The 13,916-nt window shown below is 76.1% G+C and carries 13 protein-coding genes and 1 riboswitch; of the genes, 7 read left to right on the forward strand and 6 right to left on the reverse strand.

Annotated elements, in window-relative coordinates:
• Positions 1–5: 5 nt before the first annotated feature.
• The 3 genes from cobA to cobC all read right to left on the reverse strand — a co-directional run bounded on the left by cobA (position 6) and on the right by cobC (position 5,454).
• Positions 6–1,295, reverse strand: a complete 1,290-nt coding sequence (gene cobA, locus O4U47_RS12670; protein WP_270678025.1) for a uroporphyrinogen-III C-methyltransferase — start codon at positions 1,293–1,295, stop codon at positions 6–8.
• A gap of 532 nt (positions 1,296–1,827) precedes the next feature.
• Positions 1,828–4,212: a nicotinate-nucleotide--dimethylbenzimidazole phosphoribosyltransferase gene (gene cobT, locus O4U47_RS12675; protein WP_270678026.1), complete on the reverse strand. Its 2,385-nt coding sequence runs from the start codon at positions 4,210–4,212 to the stop codon at positions 1,828–1,830.
• A 198-nt stretch (positions 4,213–4,410) separates the two neighbouring features.
• Positions 4,411–5,454 (reverse strand): Rv2231c family pyridoxal phosphate-dependent protein CobC, encoded by a 1,044-nt coding sequence (gene cobC / locus O4U47_RS12680; protein ID WP_270678027.1) that lies wholly within the window; start codon positions 5,452–5,454, stop codon positions 4,411–4,413.
• A gap of 276 nt (positions 5,455–5,730) precedes the next feature.
• Between cobC and O4U47_RS12685 the strand changes: the two genes are divergently transcribed.
• The 3 genes from O4U47_RS12685 to O4U47_RS12695 all read left to right on the forward strand — a co-directional run bounded on the left by O4U47_RS12685 (position 5,731) and on the right by O4U47_RS12695 (position 8,265).
• On the forward strand, positions 5,731–6,219 hold the full coding sequence (locus O4U47_RS12685; RefSeq protein WP_270678028.1) for a MarR family winged helix-turn-helix transcriptional regulator: 489 nt from the start codon (positions 5,731–5,733) through the stop codon (positions 6,217–6,219).
• On the forward strand, positions 6,192–6,959 hold the full coding sequence (locus O4U47_RS12690) for an SDR family NAD(P)-dependent oxidoreductase (RefSeq protein WP_270678029.1): 768 nt from the start codon (positions 6,192–6,194) through the stop codon (positions 6,957–6,959). Before O4U47_RS12685 ends, O4U47_RS12690 begins: the two co-directional genes overlap by 28 nt.
• A 268-nt stretch (positions 6,960–7,227) precedes the next feature.
• The gene (locus tag O4U47_RS12695; protein ID WP_270678030.1) at positions 7,228–8,265 is read left to right on the forward strand and encodes an alpha/beta fold hydrolase; all 1,038 of its coding nucleotides are present in this window, start codon (positions 7,228–7,230) and stop codon (positions 8,263–8,265) included.
• A gap of 81 nt (positions 8,266–8,346) precedes the next feature.
• On the opposite strand, the gene O4U47_RS12700 is transcribed toward O4U47_RS12695, so the two are convergent.
• The 3 genes from O4U47_RS12700 to O4U47_RS12710 are packed head-to-tail and all read right to left on the reverse strand — an operon-like array spanning position 8,347 to position 10,185.
• Positions 8,347–9,255, reverse strand: coding sequence for a sirohydrochlorin chelatase (locus O4U47_RS12700; protein ID WP_270678031.1), 909 nt, complete (start codon positions 9,253–9,255; stop codon positions 8,347–8,349).
• 40 nt (positions 9,256–9,295) lie between these two features.
• A complete protein-coding gene (locus O4U47_RS12705) occupies positions 9,296–9,916 on the reverse strand; it encodes a precorrin-8X methylmutase (protein ID WP_270678032.1) in 621 nt (206 codons plus the stop codon).
• Positions 9,913–10,185 (reverse strand): 4Fe-4S dicluster domain-containing protein, encoded by a 273-nt coding sequence (locus O4U47_RS12710; RefSeq protein WP_270678033.1) that lies wholly within the window; start codon positions 10,183–10,185, stop codon positions 9,913–9,915. The genes O4U47_RS12705 and O4U47_RS12710 overlap by 4 nt, the downstream gene beginning before the upstream one ends.
• Before the next feature lie 223 nt (positions 10,186–10,408).
• Positions 10,409–10,648, forward strand: a riboswitch (cobalamin riboswitch).
• Positions 10,649–10,680: 32 nt separating this feature from the next.
• On the opposite strand from O4U47_RS12710, the gene O4U47_RS12715 reads away from it, so the two are divergent.
• From O4U47_RS12715 to O4U47_RS12730, 4 genes are read left to right on the forward strand one after another with little or no spacing between them, the layout of a single operon-like run.
• A complete protein-coding gene (locus O4U47_RS12715; protein ID WP_270678034.1) occupies positions 10,681–11,469 on the forward strand; it encodes an energy-coupling factor ABC transporter permease in 789 nt (262 codons plus the stop codon).
• A complete protein-coding gene (locus O4U47_RS12720; RefSeq protein ID WP_270678035.1) occupies positions 11,466–11,882 on the forward strand; it encodes an energy-coupling factor ABC transporter substrate-binding protein in 417 nt (138 codons plus the stop codon). Before O4U47_RS12715 ends, O4U47_RS12720 begins: the two co-directional genes overlap by 4 nt.
• 14 nt (positions 11,883–11,896) lie before the next feature.
• A complete protein-coding gene (gene cbiQ, locus O4U47_RS12725; protein WP_270678036.1) occupies positions 11,897–12,643 on the forward strand; it encodes a cobalt ECF transporter T component CbiQ in 747 nt (248 codons plus the stop codon).
• A complete protein-coding gene (locus O4U47_RS12730) occupies positions 12,640–13,488 on the forward strand; it encodes an energy-coupling factor ABC transporter ATP-binding protein (protein WP_270678037.1) in 849 nt (282 codons plus the stop codon). The genes cbiQ and O4U47_RS12730 overlap by 4 nt, the downstream gene beginning before the upstream one ends.
• The last annotated feature ends 428 nt before the right edge of the window (positions 13,489–13,916 follow it).

Below are 13,916 nucleotides of genomic sequence, written 5' to 3' on the forward strand. Positions count from 1 at the left end.
GGTCGTCACCGGGGGCCGCCCGCGCCGGGGTCCGAACCCGCGCGCCCCGCGGGTTCCCCCGCCCCCCAGTGCAGTATGTCAAGTTCCCGGGCCGCGTCGACCACTTCGCCGATGACGAGCACCGCGGGCGGGCGCACCCCGGCCTCGCGGAGCACGGTCCCGGCGGTCTCCAGGGTGGCGGCGGTGGTCCTCTGGGTGGGCAGGGTGGCGTCCTGCACGGCGGCGACCGGCGTGGAGGGGGCGCGGCCGTGCCGGACCAGCGCCTCGGCGACGGCCTCCGCGCGCTCCACGCCCATGAGGACGACGATGGTGCCGTTGGAGCGCGCCAGGGCCGCCCAGTCGACGGTGGAGCGCTCGTCGTCGGGCGCCACGTGCGCGGAGACGACGTGCACCTCCTGGGAGACGCCGCGGTGGGTGGGGGGCACGCCGACACTGGCGGGCGCCGCGAGGGCGCTGGTCACGCCGGGCACGACGGTGAACGGGACCCCGGCGGCGGCGCAGGCGGCCGCCTCCTCGCCGCCGCGGCCGAAGACGAACGGGTCGCCGCCCTTGAGGCGGACGACGAAGCGCCCCTCCTCGGCCCGCTCGACCAGCAGGCGGTTGATGTCCTCCTGGGTCATGGAGCGGCCGTAGGGGATCTTGGCGGCGTCGACGATCTCGACGTCGGCGGGCAGCCGGTCGAGTAGGGACATGGGGGCCAGCCGGTCGACCACGACCACGTCGGCCTGGGAGAGGAGCTGGCGGCCGCGGACGGTGATCAGCCCGGGGTCGCCGGGGCCGCCGCCGACCAGCGCCACCCCGCGCAGGGGGGAGCGGCCGCGGCGGGCGTCGAGGCTGCCGTCGCCCAGGCCCTCGACCACGGCGTCGCGCAGCCCGGCGGCGCGGCGGGGGTCGCCGTCGGCGACGACGCCGACGGTGGCCCCGGCGGCCGAGCCGCTGGCGGGGGTCCAGGCGGAGGAGGCGTGCCGGTCGTCGGCGCGCACGCACCACAGGCGGGCGCGGTCGGCCTCGTCGGCGACGGCGGCGTTGGTCTCGGGGCTGTCGGTGGCCGCGTGCACGAGCCGGATGTCGCCGTTGGCGGGGTCGGTGACATCGCCCTCACGGTAGGTGCGCCGGTGCCAGGTGATGCGGCCGGCCGAGGCGAGCCCTTCGAGGGTCGCGGTGGCCTCGGGAGCGACGAGCACCACGTCGGCGCCGGCCTCCAGCAGCACCGGGACGCGGCGTTGGGCGACCCGCCCGCCGCCGACGACCAGCGCCGTCCGCCCTTCCATGCGCAAACCGAGCAGATACGTCACCGAGGAAGCCCTCCAGATCCGTCGTCGCGTTATCGCGGCGGGCGGACGCCCTGCCGCGACGGTCGGGCGCACGGCGCGCCGGCGGTGGCGGCCGAGGTGGCGGTCACCGGACGGCACCCTGCGTCAGGGTCCCGAAAATACCGTGCCAAACCGTCTCGGGGTTCACGTTTCCCACCGATTCGACGCGTCCCATGCCCTGCCTCACTGTATATACACCTCTCGGGCACGCTCCTTGCCCGCGGGGCACATCACACCGAAGAAGCCTAAGTGCCCTGCGAACAAGGACAGGGCACGCCGACGGTCCGATCCGGTCACGGCCGGGCGCGCGCCTCTCGGGACGGGGGACGCCCCCTCCGTTGTTGATCTCGGGGGGAACGACGCCGAAACCGCGCCTGTGGCGTCGTACTCTCCCCGAGATCATCGGGGATCCGGGCCGAAGGTGCCCGCAGCGGGCAGGGCTCCGGAGAGCACCGTGCCCCGCCGCCCTTCACGGGCTGCGGGGCACGTCGGATGTGCGGTGGACCGATCCGCCTCAGCGCTCGGTCACTCCGGCGTCCTCGAAGGTGGCGACGTCGCGCAGGGCCCGCACGGACGCCTGCAGCAGCGGCAGGGCCAGCAGGGCCCCCGACCCCTCCCCCAGGCGCAGGTCGAGGTCGACCAGCGGACGCAGACCGGTGTACTCCAGCACCGCCGCGTGGCCCGGCTCGGCCGACCGGTGCCCCGCGAAGCAGGCGCCCGCCGCGTCCGGGGCCAAGGCCGTCGCGACCAGCGACGCCGCGCCCGCGATGACGCCGTCGAGCAGCACGGGCACCCGCAGCGCCGCCGCGCCGAGGATGAACCCCGCCAGCGCCGCGTGCTCCAGGCCGCCGACGGCCGCCAGGACGCCCACCGGGTCGGAGGTGTCCACCCGGTGCAGCTCCAGCGCGCGCTTGACCGTCTTGACCTTGCGCTCGTGCATCGCCTCGTCGATGCCGGTGCCGCGCCCGGTGACCTCCGCCGGGTCGGCGCCGGTGAAGGCCGCCACCAGCGCCGCCGAGGCGGTCGTGTTCGCGATGCCCATGTCGCCGGTGAGCAGGCAGCGGTTCCCGGCCGTGGCCAGGTCGCGCGCCACCTCGATGCCCGCCTCGATCGCGTACTCGGCCTGGACCCGGGTCATCGCCGGGGCCTGGGTCATGTCCGCGGTGCCGCGGGCGACCTTGCGCGGCAGCAGGCCGGGCACGGTCGGCAGGTCGCCCACCACGCCCACGTCCACCACCGTCACCTCGGCGCCGGCCTGGGCCGCGAAGGCGTTGGCGACCGCGCCGCCGTCCAGGAAGTTGTGCACCATCTGCGCGGTGACCTCCTGGGGCCAGGCGGTCACCCCCTGGGCGTGCACGCCGTGGTCGCCCGCGAAGATCGCCACGGCCGCGGGCTCGGGCATCGGCGGCGGGCACTCCCCCGCCAGCCCGGACAGGCGGACCGACACCTCCTCCAGCACGCCGAGCGCGCCCTGGGGCTTGGTCATCCGGCGCTGGCGGTCCTCGGCCTCAGCGGCGGCGCGCGTGTCCAGCGGCCGGATGGTGGCGATGGTCTCGTCCAGCAAACTCGTGGCCTTCTCCCCCGGCAGACCTCGGCGCCCGTACTGCTCGCGGTGGACGGCCCAGGACAGCGGGCGGCGCTTGGCCCAGCCGCCGAGGGCCAGCTCGGGCTCGGGCGGGAAGTCGTCGACGTAGCCCAGGCACAGGTAGGCCACGACCTCCAGGTGCGGGGGCAGGTCGAGCATGGCGGCCAGGTCGCGCTCGTGGAAGAAGCTCACCCAGCCCACGCCCAGGCCCTCGGCGCGGGCCGCCAGCCACATGTTCTCCACGGCCAGGGCGGTGGAGTAGGACGCGGTCTGCGGCTGGGCGTGGCGGCCCAGGGTGTGGCGGCCGCCACGGGTCGGGTCGACGGTGACGACGACGTTGACCGGGGTGTCCAGGATGGCCTCGACCTTGAGCCCGGAGAACGCGCGCGCCCGGGCGCCGGGCAGCGCGCGGGCGTACTCGGCGCGCTGCTGCTGCACCAGCTCCTGCACGCGCGTGCGCACGTCCTCGTCCTGGACCAGGACGAAGTCCCAGGGCTGGGAGAAGCCGACCGAGGGGGCCTGGTGCGCGGCGGAGAGCACGCGCGTGAGCACCTCGTCGGGCACGGGGTCGGGGCGGAAGCCGGTGCGCACGTCGCGGCGCTCGGCGATGACCCGGTAGACCGCGTCGCGCTCGGCGGCGGTGTAGGCGTTCTCGTCGGGCGCCGTCGGCGCGGCCGCGGGCTCGGGGGCCGTCGGCTCCGGGGCCGCGGGCTCCGGGGCGGGCGCCGGGTCGGCGGAGGGTGCGAGGGCGGGGCCCGGAGCGGCGGCCGACCGCTCGGCGCCGCGCGGAGCGCCGTCGGAGGGTCCGCGCTCGGGGACCGCGTATGCGTGTGCGTTCACGTCGGTGTTCGCCGTGCTTTCTCGGGTGGTGTCCTCGTGCTGTTCGGGCGTGCCCGCGGCGGGGCCGCGCGCCGGGGCGGGCGCCGGGGCGGGCGCCGCGGCCTCCGGGGCCGGCGCCCTCTGCGGCTCGGGCTCGGGGGCGGGAGCCGGGTCGGGCTCCCGTGCGGGTTCGGGCTCCCGGGCGGGCTCGGGCGCCGGGGCCTGGGGTTCGGGGTCGGGCCGCGCGGGTGCCGGGGGCGCGCCGCGGAACGGGATGACGTTGGGCTTGGCCGCCTGCTCGGTGCGGGGCGGCGGTGAGGGGGCGTGGAACGGGTTCGCCCGCTCCCGCCGCGGCGCCGGCCCCGGGGAGGACGGCGCCCGGGCCGCGCCCCCGCGGCCCGCCTCGGGAAGGTCGTCGAGCAGCCCGCCGCCGTTGCGGCCGGCCTCGTCCTCGGCTCCCCTCTCGGCCGGGGAGCGGTCGTCGTTACCGGTCATGGCGTTCCTCCGCAGGGCCGGTGTCGGTAAAGCCGGTATTCGGTGCCTCGGCACGGGGCCGGTCGGCGCGCGGCCGCACGGCCCAGGTCGCTGTGCGCATGTCTCCCTCGTGGCCCCCGTGCGCGGCGCGGTACGGCCCCGGTACGGCGGCGCGCCTCCGCCGTACCGGACACTCCGCGACCAATGTCCTCATTCGCCTCAGAGCAACTCTGCCAGAATCCGGGCCATCGGGAGCGAGGTCCGCGGTTCCCGCACCGCGATGCGCAGCCAGTCGGCGTCCAGGCCGGGGAAGGTGTCGCAGCGCCGCACGGCGATCCCGCGCCCGCGCAGCCGCTCGCGCAGCCCCGCGCCGTCCTCGGCGCGGGCCAGCAGGAAGGAGGCGGCGGCCCCGGGCAGCACTCGCAGCCCCGCCTCGGTGAGCGCGTCGGCGAGGACGGCACGGTGGTCGGCCAGGGTACGGGCCCAGGCGTCGGCCTCGTCGAGGGCCCGGGGCGAGCAGCAGGCCTCGGTCGCGGCCAGCGCGGGCGTGGAGACCGACCACAGCGGCTGGGCCGCGGACAGCAGCCGCACGGTGCCGGGGTCGGCCAGCAGGTACCCGGCGCGGAGCCCGGCCAGGCCCCAGGTCTTGGTCAGGCTGCGCACCACCGCCAGGCCGGGCAGGTCGCGGCGGGCGGCCAGCGACTCGGGCTCGCCCGGGACGCAGTCGGCGAAGGCCTCGTCCACGACGAGCACCCGGCCGGGCCGGGCGAGGGCGGCGACGGTGTCCGCGGGGTGCAGCAGGGAGGTGGGGTTGGTGGGGTTGCCCAAGACCACCAGGTCGGCGTCGTCGGGGACGAGGGCGGGGTCCAGGGCGAAGCCGGAGCCGGGGTCGAGGACCACCCGGTCGACGGGGTGCCCGGCGGCGCGCAAGGCGGCCTCGGGCTCGGTGAACTGGGGGTGGACCACGGCGGCGCGGCGGGGTTCCAGGGCGCGGGCCAGCAGCACGAAGGCCTCGGCGGCGCCCGCGGTGAGCAGCACCTCGGAGGGATCGCGGCGGTGCCGCCGGGCGACCGCCGCGCGCGCGGGGGCGGGGTCGGGGTAGGCGGCCAGGCCGGTGAGGGAGGCCGCGATGCGCTCGGCCAGCCAGGCGGGCGGGGCGTCGCCCCGCACGTTCACCGCGAAGTCGGCGAGTCCGGGACCGGTCTCGGCGTCACCGTGGTGCCGCAGATCGACCTCGTCGTCCCGCCGGGCTTCCACCGCCACCGGGGGTGTTCACCTCGTTCCCCTGCTCGCTGCCACCCCCGGTCGAAACCGGGGTGTTCCGGACACATCAGGCGACCCTATACCGACGCCCTTCCGGCGGCGGCCGGACCCCCGCACCTCGGGCCGCGAACAGGAGCGGGAACAGGCGACACGAGGACCCTAACCGGCAGCGGAGCAGGACCGAAGGGCCGGTCCCGACGGTCCTCCCCCGGAGGCGGAACGGGCTCCGCAGACATCCATTAGACATCGAAGCGTTAGGTGTCTACGCTTTCAGGTATGGGGCATCCTCCGCAGCAGCCGCCGATCGGCCTCCACGTCAGCCGGACGGCCAAGGTGCTCAGCCGCGCCTTCGGCCGGGCGCTCGCGCAGGCGGGCGGTTCGGAGCCGGTCTGGTTGATCCTGCTCGCCCTGAAGAGGAACCCCGACAGCACGCAGCGCCGGCTCGCGGACGAACTGGAGATCCGCGAGGCGACGCTCACGCACCACCTCAACGGCATGGAACGCGACGGCCTGATCACCAGGCGGCGCGCCCCTGAGAACCGGCGCGTCCACCGGATCACCCTGACCGACGAAGGGCAGGCCGCCTTCCTCCGCCTGCGCGCCGCGGCCGCGGAGTTCGACCGCCGCCTGCGCTCCGGAATCAGCGGCGATGAGCTGGCCGCGGTGCGCACCGTCCTGCACCGGTTGGCTGAGAACGCCGACGGCGCACCGGATCCCGATGAAGCAGGGAGGCCACCGTGCTTCTCAGAGGAAAGACCGCACTGATCACCGGCGCCAGCCGCGGAATCGGCGCCGCCGCCGCGCGGGCCTTCGCCGCCGAAGGCGCATCCGTCGCACTGGCGGCACGCGACGCCGAGGCCCTCGAACGTGTGGTCGCGTCCGTGGCCGACGGCCCCGGCGAGGCCCTGGCGGTGCCGACCGACGTCACCGACGAGGCGGCCGTGCGCCGTCTCGTGAAGACCGTGACCGAACACTTCGGCGGACTCCACCTCGCCTTCAACAACGCCGGCGGAGCAGGTGACGCGGGCATGCGCAAGGCACCGGTCGACGAGATCCCCACCCGGGCCTTCGACTCCGCCGTCGAGCTCAACCTGCGCTCCGTCTACCTCTGCCTCATGTACGAGGCTCCGGCCATCATGGAGTCCGGCGGAGGGGCCATCGTGAACACCTCCTCCGGCGCCGGTCTGGCGGGCGGCGTCCCCGGTATCGCGCCCTACGTGTCGGCCAAGCACGGCCTCCAAGGGCTGACCAAGGCCGCCGCTCTGGACTACGCGGCCCGGGGCGTGCGCGTGAACGCCGTGGCGCCCGGGCCGGTCCTCACCGACCTCATGGCCCAGGCGCCCGAGGAGTACCGGGAGGCCGCCGCGGCGGCGGTCCCGATGGGGCGGGTCGGACGCCCCGAAGAAGTCGCCGCTGCGGCCGTATGGCTGTGCTCGGACCGCTCGGCCTTCGTCACCGGCGCCACGCTGCCCGTCGACGGCGGGCAGGCGGTCGCCACGGCCTGAAGCACCGTTCGGGCGCTCCGCCCCACGGGGCGGAGCGCCGGTCCGCACACCGGCCGCACCATCGGGACCGCCGCCGACAGCGGGGGCGTGCCCCCGACCGCGGAGCGGCTCCCCCGCGCCACCGGTCTCGCCGGGCCCCGACCCCCGGGACCACGACGCCGGCGGCCGGTTCCGGACCGCTCCGCCCGCCGTGCGCACGCACGGCCCCTGGGCCCCGGCCCGGGTCCACCTCGCCCCCTCACCGCCTCCGCTCCCTGAAGGAGCCGCCGTGCAGACCAGACGTGCACAGATCACACACCGGCGAGTCCGCGCCAACGGCATCACCCTGCACGTGGCCGAGGCCGGGAGCGGCCCGCCGGTCGTCCTTCTCCACGGATTCCCCGAGCTCTGGTACTCGTGGCGCCACCAGCTTCCCGCGCTGGCCGCTGCGGGCTACCGCGCTCTCGCCCCCGATGCCCGCGGGTGCGGTGCGACGACGGCCCCCGCGTCCACGGCCGCCTACCGTATGCGCTGCCAGATGGACGATGTCTCCGGACTGCTCGATGCGCTGGGGGAACAGGAGGCGGCCCTCGTCGGGCACGACTGGGGGGCCAACACCGTCTGGGCATGCGGTCAACTGCGCCCGTGGCGGTTCCCGGCCCTGGGGGTGCTGAGCGTGCCCTACTCGCCCCGCCCTCCGGTGCCGATGACCCGGCACCTGCGCTCGCTTACGGAGGGCCGCTTCAACTGGCTCCTGTACGCACAGGAGCCGGGCGCGGCCGAGGCCGAACTGGAAGCGGCCCCCCGGCGCGCACTGAGGAGGTTCATGTGGGCGCTCTCAGGCGGCGCCCCCGACGGGCTGGCACAGCACCTGCTGACCGGGCTCCCGGAGGGGGCCTCCCTGCTGGAGTCCATACCGTGCCCCGCCCCGAGGCCGGAATGGTTGTCCGAAGCCGATCTGGACTACTACGCGGCGGAGTACGGGCGCACCGGGTTCACCGGAGCACTGAACCGGTACCGCTGCGTGGACATGGACTGGCACGAGCTGCCCCGGCTGGGGGCGACGCCCGTCGAGGCTCCTGTGCTGTTCATCGCCGGGGAGAAGGAGACGGCCGTCCGGGCGGGCGGACTCGGGCCCACCCGGGAGTACGTCGACCGCTTGGAGCCCCCCGCGGTGCTGCCCGCGTGCGGGCACTGGGTGCAGCAGGAGCGGCCCGAACGCACGAACGAGCTCCTCATCGACTTCCTCCGGGAGCGGTATCCCGCCACCGGACGCCGCTCCCCCGTTCCCGAGGGCAAGCCGACCGATCGGAGCGGACGGCGATGACGCCGCCCGATCGCCGGCGAGCCGCGCCCCGAGGGGATGAGGGCGCGGCTCGTTCCGGGGGAGGGCTACCGTCCCGGGCTGTCAGTGGCCGTGGCCATGACCGTGGCCGTGGCCGTGGCCGTGCGACGGGTCGTCCGGGTGGTGGTGCGGCACCTGCGGCGCACCCACCTTGTCCTCGAAGCCCGGCATCGCGATGCGGTACACGCAGGTGTCGCAGTTCATCCGGATGTCGCCCTGCAGCGCCTCCTCATAGCGCTCGGCGATCATGTCGGCCAGACCGTCGCAGTCACCGATCACCGGCGCGCAGCGCACGTCCAGGTCCGGGTGCTCGGAGGCGTACTCCATCGACTGGTCGACCACGCGGTCCGGCAGCACGCCCGAGAACAGGAAGTACGGCAGCACCACGATCCGCTTGGCGCCCAGACGGCGGATCCGGTCCAGCCCCTCGGGAACGCTCGGCCAGGCCAGCGAGATGAACGCCGGCTCCACGAAGGCCACGCCGCGCTCCTTGGCCTGCCCCTCCTGGAGCAGCCGCGCCACCTTGGCCACCTCGGAGTTGGCGTCCGGGTCGGTGGAGCCGCGCCCCACCAGCAGGACCGCCGTGTCCTCGTCGGCCCCGCCGCCGCCCAGCACCTCGTCCAAGCGCTCGCCGAGCAGCCGCAGCATCGTGCTGTGCGGGCCGAGGGGGCGCCCGTACACGTACTCCAGGCCGTCGTGGCGCTCCTTCTCCCGCGCCAGCGCACCGGGGATGTCCCCCTTGGCGTGCCCGGCGGCCACCAGCATCATCGGGACCGCCACCACCTTGCGGTGCCCCTTGGCGTACAGGTCGCCGACCGCGTCGGTGAGCGGGGGCGGGGAGAGTTCGATGAACCCGCCCGCGACCTCGCGGTCGTCGAAGCGGCGGCCCAAGCGCTCCACGAACGCCGTGAACTCGGCGACGCCCTTGTCGTCGCGGGTGCCGTGGCCGGCCAACAGCAGCGGGGGTCTCATCCCTGTCCTCTCCAAGCTCCACTCGCGGCCCGCGCGGATCTCACGCAGGGCCGCCCTCCTCGTGCGCCTCGTACAGCAGCGCGTTCAGCGCGGCGGCGGCGACCGCCGAACCGCCCTTCTCCGACACGTTGCTGACCTGCGGCAGCCCGCTGGCGCGCAGCGCCGCCTTGGACTCGGCGGCGCCGACGAACCCCACCGGAAGGCCGATGACCAGCGCCGGGTCCAGCCCGCGGGCGCCCAGCGCGATCACCTCCTCCAGGGCGGTCGGGGCGCACCCCACCACCCACACCGCACCCGGCCCCACCTGCTCGAACGCGAGCCGCACGGCGGCGGCCGACCGGGTCAGCCCCTCCGCGCGGGCCAGCCGCGCCGCCTGCGGGTCGGCGATCCGGCACACGCACTCGCGCGCCGTGATGCCCGAGGCCACCATGGCCACGTCGGCCACCACCGGGGCGCCGCCGGCCAGGGCGGCGGCGGCGCGGTCCAGCGCGGGGGCGTCCATCGACAGGTCGTCCGCGTACTCCAGGTCGGCGCTGGCGTGGATCACGCGTTCGGCGACCGCGCGGCCCATCCGGGGCAGGTGCCCCAGGTCGATGCGGGAGCGCAGGATCCGGTAGGACTCCTCCTCGATCGGGTGGACGGTCCTGCTCGTCCTGGTCACCTGCTCTCCTCCCGTTGGGTGCGGTGGGTCCGCGGGTCCGGTGCGGCCGGTCCGGTCGTTCCGGCGGCCGCCGCCCCGGTCTCGACGATGGCGTCGGCCGGGCACACCTCGACGCACTCCAGGCAGCCCGTGCACCGTCCGGCGAGGATGTCCAGGGGCCGCCCGTGCGGGCGGATCGCGTGCTCGGGGCAGGTCAGCAGACACGCGCCGCAGCCCGTGCAGTCCCAGGTCACGGCGACGGGGGCGGCGGCGCCGGTGCCCTCGTGCACGGTCCGTCCCCCTCGCGTCGTGTCGTTGCCGGGCCGCGGTGGGACAGAGTACACGGGGCCCGTCCCCGCGCCACCCGGGTGCCCCGGTCGGGCCGCGGGAGCCCCCGCGGCGGCGGCGGAACAGGACGCGCACACCAGGCCGCCCTCGTTCCCCCGCAGGTCACGGGCGGGTTCGGCGGGACCGGCCGGACGACCGGGGAGCCCGTCGGCGCATGGGCCGCTATTGCGAACCATGTGCGATGGCCGTACGGTCGAGGGGCCGTGGTGTTCGGGAAGTCCGGTGGAAAACCGGCGCGGCCCTCGCCACTGTGAACGGGTAGCCCCCGGCCCCGTCGGCCCGCTCCGTGCGGGCGGCGGCGCAGGCCACTGGGGCGGCTCCGGGTCCACCGGAGGCGCCGCGGGAAGGCCGGCCGGGCGGTGGGGACCCGGGAGCCAGGAGACCGGCCACGGCACGCGACGTCCGTCCACGAGGTGCTGGAAGCGGGTCTTCTCGACATGCATATCGCCGAAGGGTTCTTACCACCGGCGCAGGCGGCCGCCTGGACCGCGGCCGCCGCCCCCTTCGTCATCCACGGCGTGTACTCCCTCACCCGGGCGGTGCGCGCCGACCCCGAGGCCAAACTCCTGCTGGGGGCCTCAGGGGCGTTCTGCTTCGTACTCTCGGCGCTGAAGATCCCCTCGGTGACCGGCAGCTCCTCCCACCCGACCGGCGTCGGTTTAGGGGCGGTGCTGTTCCGGCCGCCGGTGATGGCGGCCCTGGGCACGGTCACCCTGCTGTTCCAGGCGCTGCTCCTGGCGCACGGCGGGCTGACCACGCTCGGGGCCAACGTGTTCTCGATGGCGGTGGTCGGGCCGTGGGCCGGCTACGCGGCCTACCGGCTGGTGCGGGCCCTGGCGTCCCGTCTTCCGGAGCAGACCTCGCTGGGGGCGGGGGTGTTCGCGGCCGCGTTCACGGCGAGCCTGAGCACCTACACCATCACCAGCCTGCAGCTCGCGCTGGCCTTCCCCGACGCGGCGGGCGGCGTGGCCGGGGCGTTCGTCAAGTTCGCGACGATCTTCTCGATCACCCAGATCCCGTTGTCGGTGGTGGAGGGCCTGGTCACGGTGGTCATCGTGCGCCTGCTGTCGACGGTGGGGCGCGACCAGCTCCTCCGGCTGGGCGTGCTGCGCGGCCGCACCGCCGACGGCGATGGCGGCACGGGCGGGGCCGACGCCTCCGACACGGCCGGCCGCCCCCAGGAACCGACCATCGACCGGACCCCCGACGGGGAGGCGACGGCATGAGCACGACCACCGGTGACAAGGCGAGCGGCGCGGCCCCGCAGACCGGGGCCGACGGCGGCCGGCCGCGCGCCTGGGCCACATGGGCCCTGCTGGCGGCCGCCGCGGCCATCGCGGCCCTGCCCCTGCTGATCGGCGCCGGGGCGCACCTGGAGGAGCCCTTCTCCGGGGCGGACGCCCAGGCCGAGGAGACGGTGGAGGAGATCGCCCCCTCGTACGAGCCGTGGTTCTCGCCGCTGTACGAGGCCCCGTCGGCGGAGATCGAGTCGGGCCTGTTCGCCCTGCAGGCGGCCGTGGGCGCCGGGATCATCGGCTACACCCTCGGCGTGCTGCGCACCCGGCGCAAGCTGCGCTCCGGGGCACCGGCCGCCTCCCCCGCCCCCGACGGGAACGGGCCCGCCCCGGGCACGTCCTGACCTGAGGGGGCGCGGTGCTCACCATCGACGCGGAGGCCTACCGCAGCCCCTGGCGCACCGTCCACCCGGCCGTCAAAGGCGTGCTGTTCGGGGGCCTCCTGGTGTGCGCCCTGGCACTGCCCGCTTGGCCGGGGGCGGCGCTGGTCGGGACGGCCGCGCTGGCCCTCGGCCTCGGCCCGGCCCGGGTGCCGCCCCGGAAGCTGCTGCGCACCGCCCTGGGCCCGCTGGCGTTCATCGCCACGGGCGCGGTGACGCTGCTGGTATCGGTCGGCGGCCCGGACGGGCTCATCGCCTGGGATCCCCAGGGGGCGGCGCGCGCGGCCGAGCTGACGGGGCGCGCCTCTGCGGCGGTCGTGTGCCAGCTCCTCTTCGCGTTCACGACCCCGCTGGCCGACCTGCTGCCCCGTCTCTCCCGCGCCGGCCTCCCCCCGGCACTGGTCGAGGTGGTGGCGCTGATCTACCGGATGCTGTTCGTGGCCCTGGACACGGCCCGGCGCGTCGGCGCGGCGCAGGCGGGGCGCCTGGGGTACGCGAACCGGCGCAACCGGGTGCGGTCGCTGGGCGCCTTGGGCGCGGCGCTGTTCGTGCGGTCCTACGACCGGGCCGCGCGGCTGCAGCGGGGGCTGGAGTGCCGGGGCTACACCGGCGAGCTCACCGTGCTGGTCGACGAGATCCCGCTGCGCGCTTCGGCGCTCGCCGCCGCCGCCGTCCCGGCCGTCCTGGTCGCCGCGGCGGCCCTGACCCTTGGAGCGTGGACATGACCTCTCCCGCCGCCACCGACACGGCCCCGGTGCTGGCCGTGCGCGGTCTGGAGTTCGGGTACGCCGACACGCCCCCGGTCTTCCGAGGGCTGGAGCTGGAGGTTCCCACCGGCGGCGTGCTCGCGGTTCTGGGTCCCAACGGCGGCGGGAAGACCACGCTGCTGCGGCTGCTGGCGGGCAGCCTGGCGCCGAAGCGGGGGCGGGTGCTGGTCGACGGCGAACCGGTGCGCCCGGGCCGCCGCGGGGCCGCCGACCTGCGCCGCCGGGTCCAGCTGGTCTTCCAGGACCCCGATGACCAGCTGTTCTCGGCGAGCGTCCGGCAGGATGTGTCGTTCGGCCCGGTGAACCAGGGGTTGGACCGGGCCGAGGCGGCCGAGCGGGTCGACGGCGCGCTGGCGGCGCTCGGCCTGGACGGGCTGGCGGACCGGCCGGTGCACCTGCTCTCCTACGGCCAGCGCAAGCGCGTCGCGCTGGCGGGGGCGCTGGCGATGCGGCCGTCGGTGCTGGTGCTGGACGAGCCGACGGCGGGCCTCGACCCGATGGGCGTCGAAGCGATGCTGGACACGTTGGACGGGCTGCGCGCGGACGGGGCCACGCTGGTGGTGTCCACGCACGATGTGGACCTGGCCTACCGGTGGGCGCAGCGGGTGGCGCTGATCGACCACGGCCTGCTGGCCGAGGGGGCGGCCCGGGAGGTGCTGGCCGACCGGGACCTGCTGTCGGCGGCCCGCCTGCGCCCGGCGTGGGGCCCGGCGGTGGAGCAGGCCCTGCGCAATACGGGCCTGCTCGCGGAGGACGAGGACCCCCCGTCGACCCCCGACGAACTGGCCGCGCTGCTGGGATAGGTGCGCGGGGCGGCGGGGGCGGGGGAGACGGCGACGGCAGAGGCCGGGCATGGGTCGGGGTCGGGCGCCCCGGTCGGCCAGGGGCACTGAGGGTGGTGGTTCCACCACCCGAGCCGGCCTGGAGCGAGCATTTACCGCACCCCGAACGGCCGGTCCTGCTCCCGGAATGCACCTCCGGGAGGTTGCCCCGGACCCCGTACCGGCCCGGCGGCCGCCACGAGCGCGCAGCCGCACGCCCTCCCGGCCGCACCGCCTCCTCGGACCGCGAGCGGCCCTGCGGACGGCGGGCAGGCCCGGGGAACCGGCACGCTACACCGTCGGCGCCCCTCCATTGACCGTGCATACGCCGCGCGGCCGACGACGCTGCGGGCAGGGCCCCGCCTTCGTCGCTGCGGCCCTGCGCCTCGTACCCCGCTGACCAGGCGCCC

Origin of the sequence: Nocardiopsis suaedae (genome assembly GCF_027706745.1) — a bacterium.
GTDB classification, from domain to species: domain Bacteria; phylum Actinomycetota; class Actinomycetes; order Streptosporangiales; family Streptosporangiaceae; genus Nocardiopsis_A; species Nocardiopsis_A suaedae.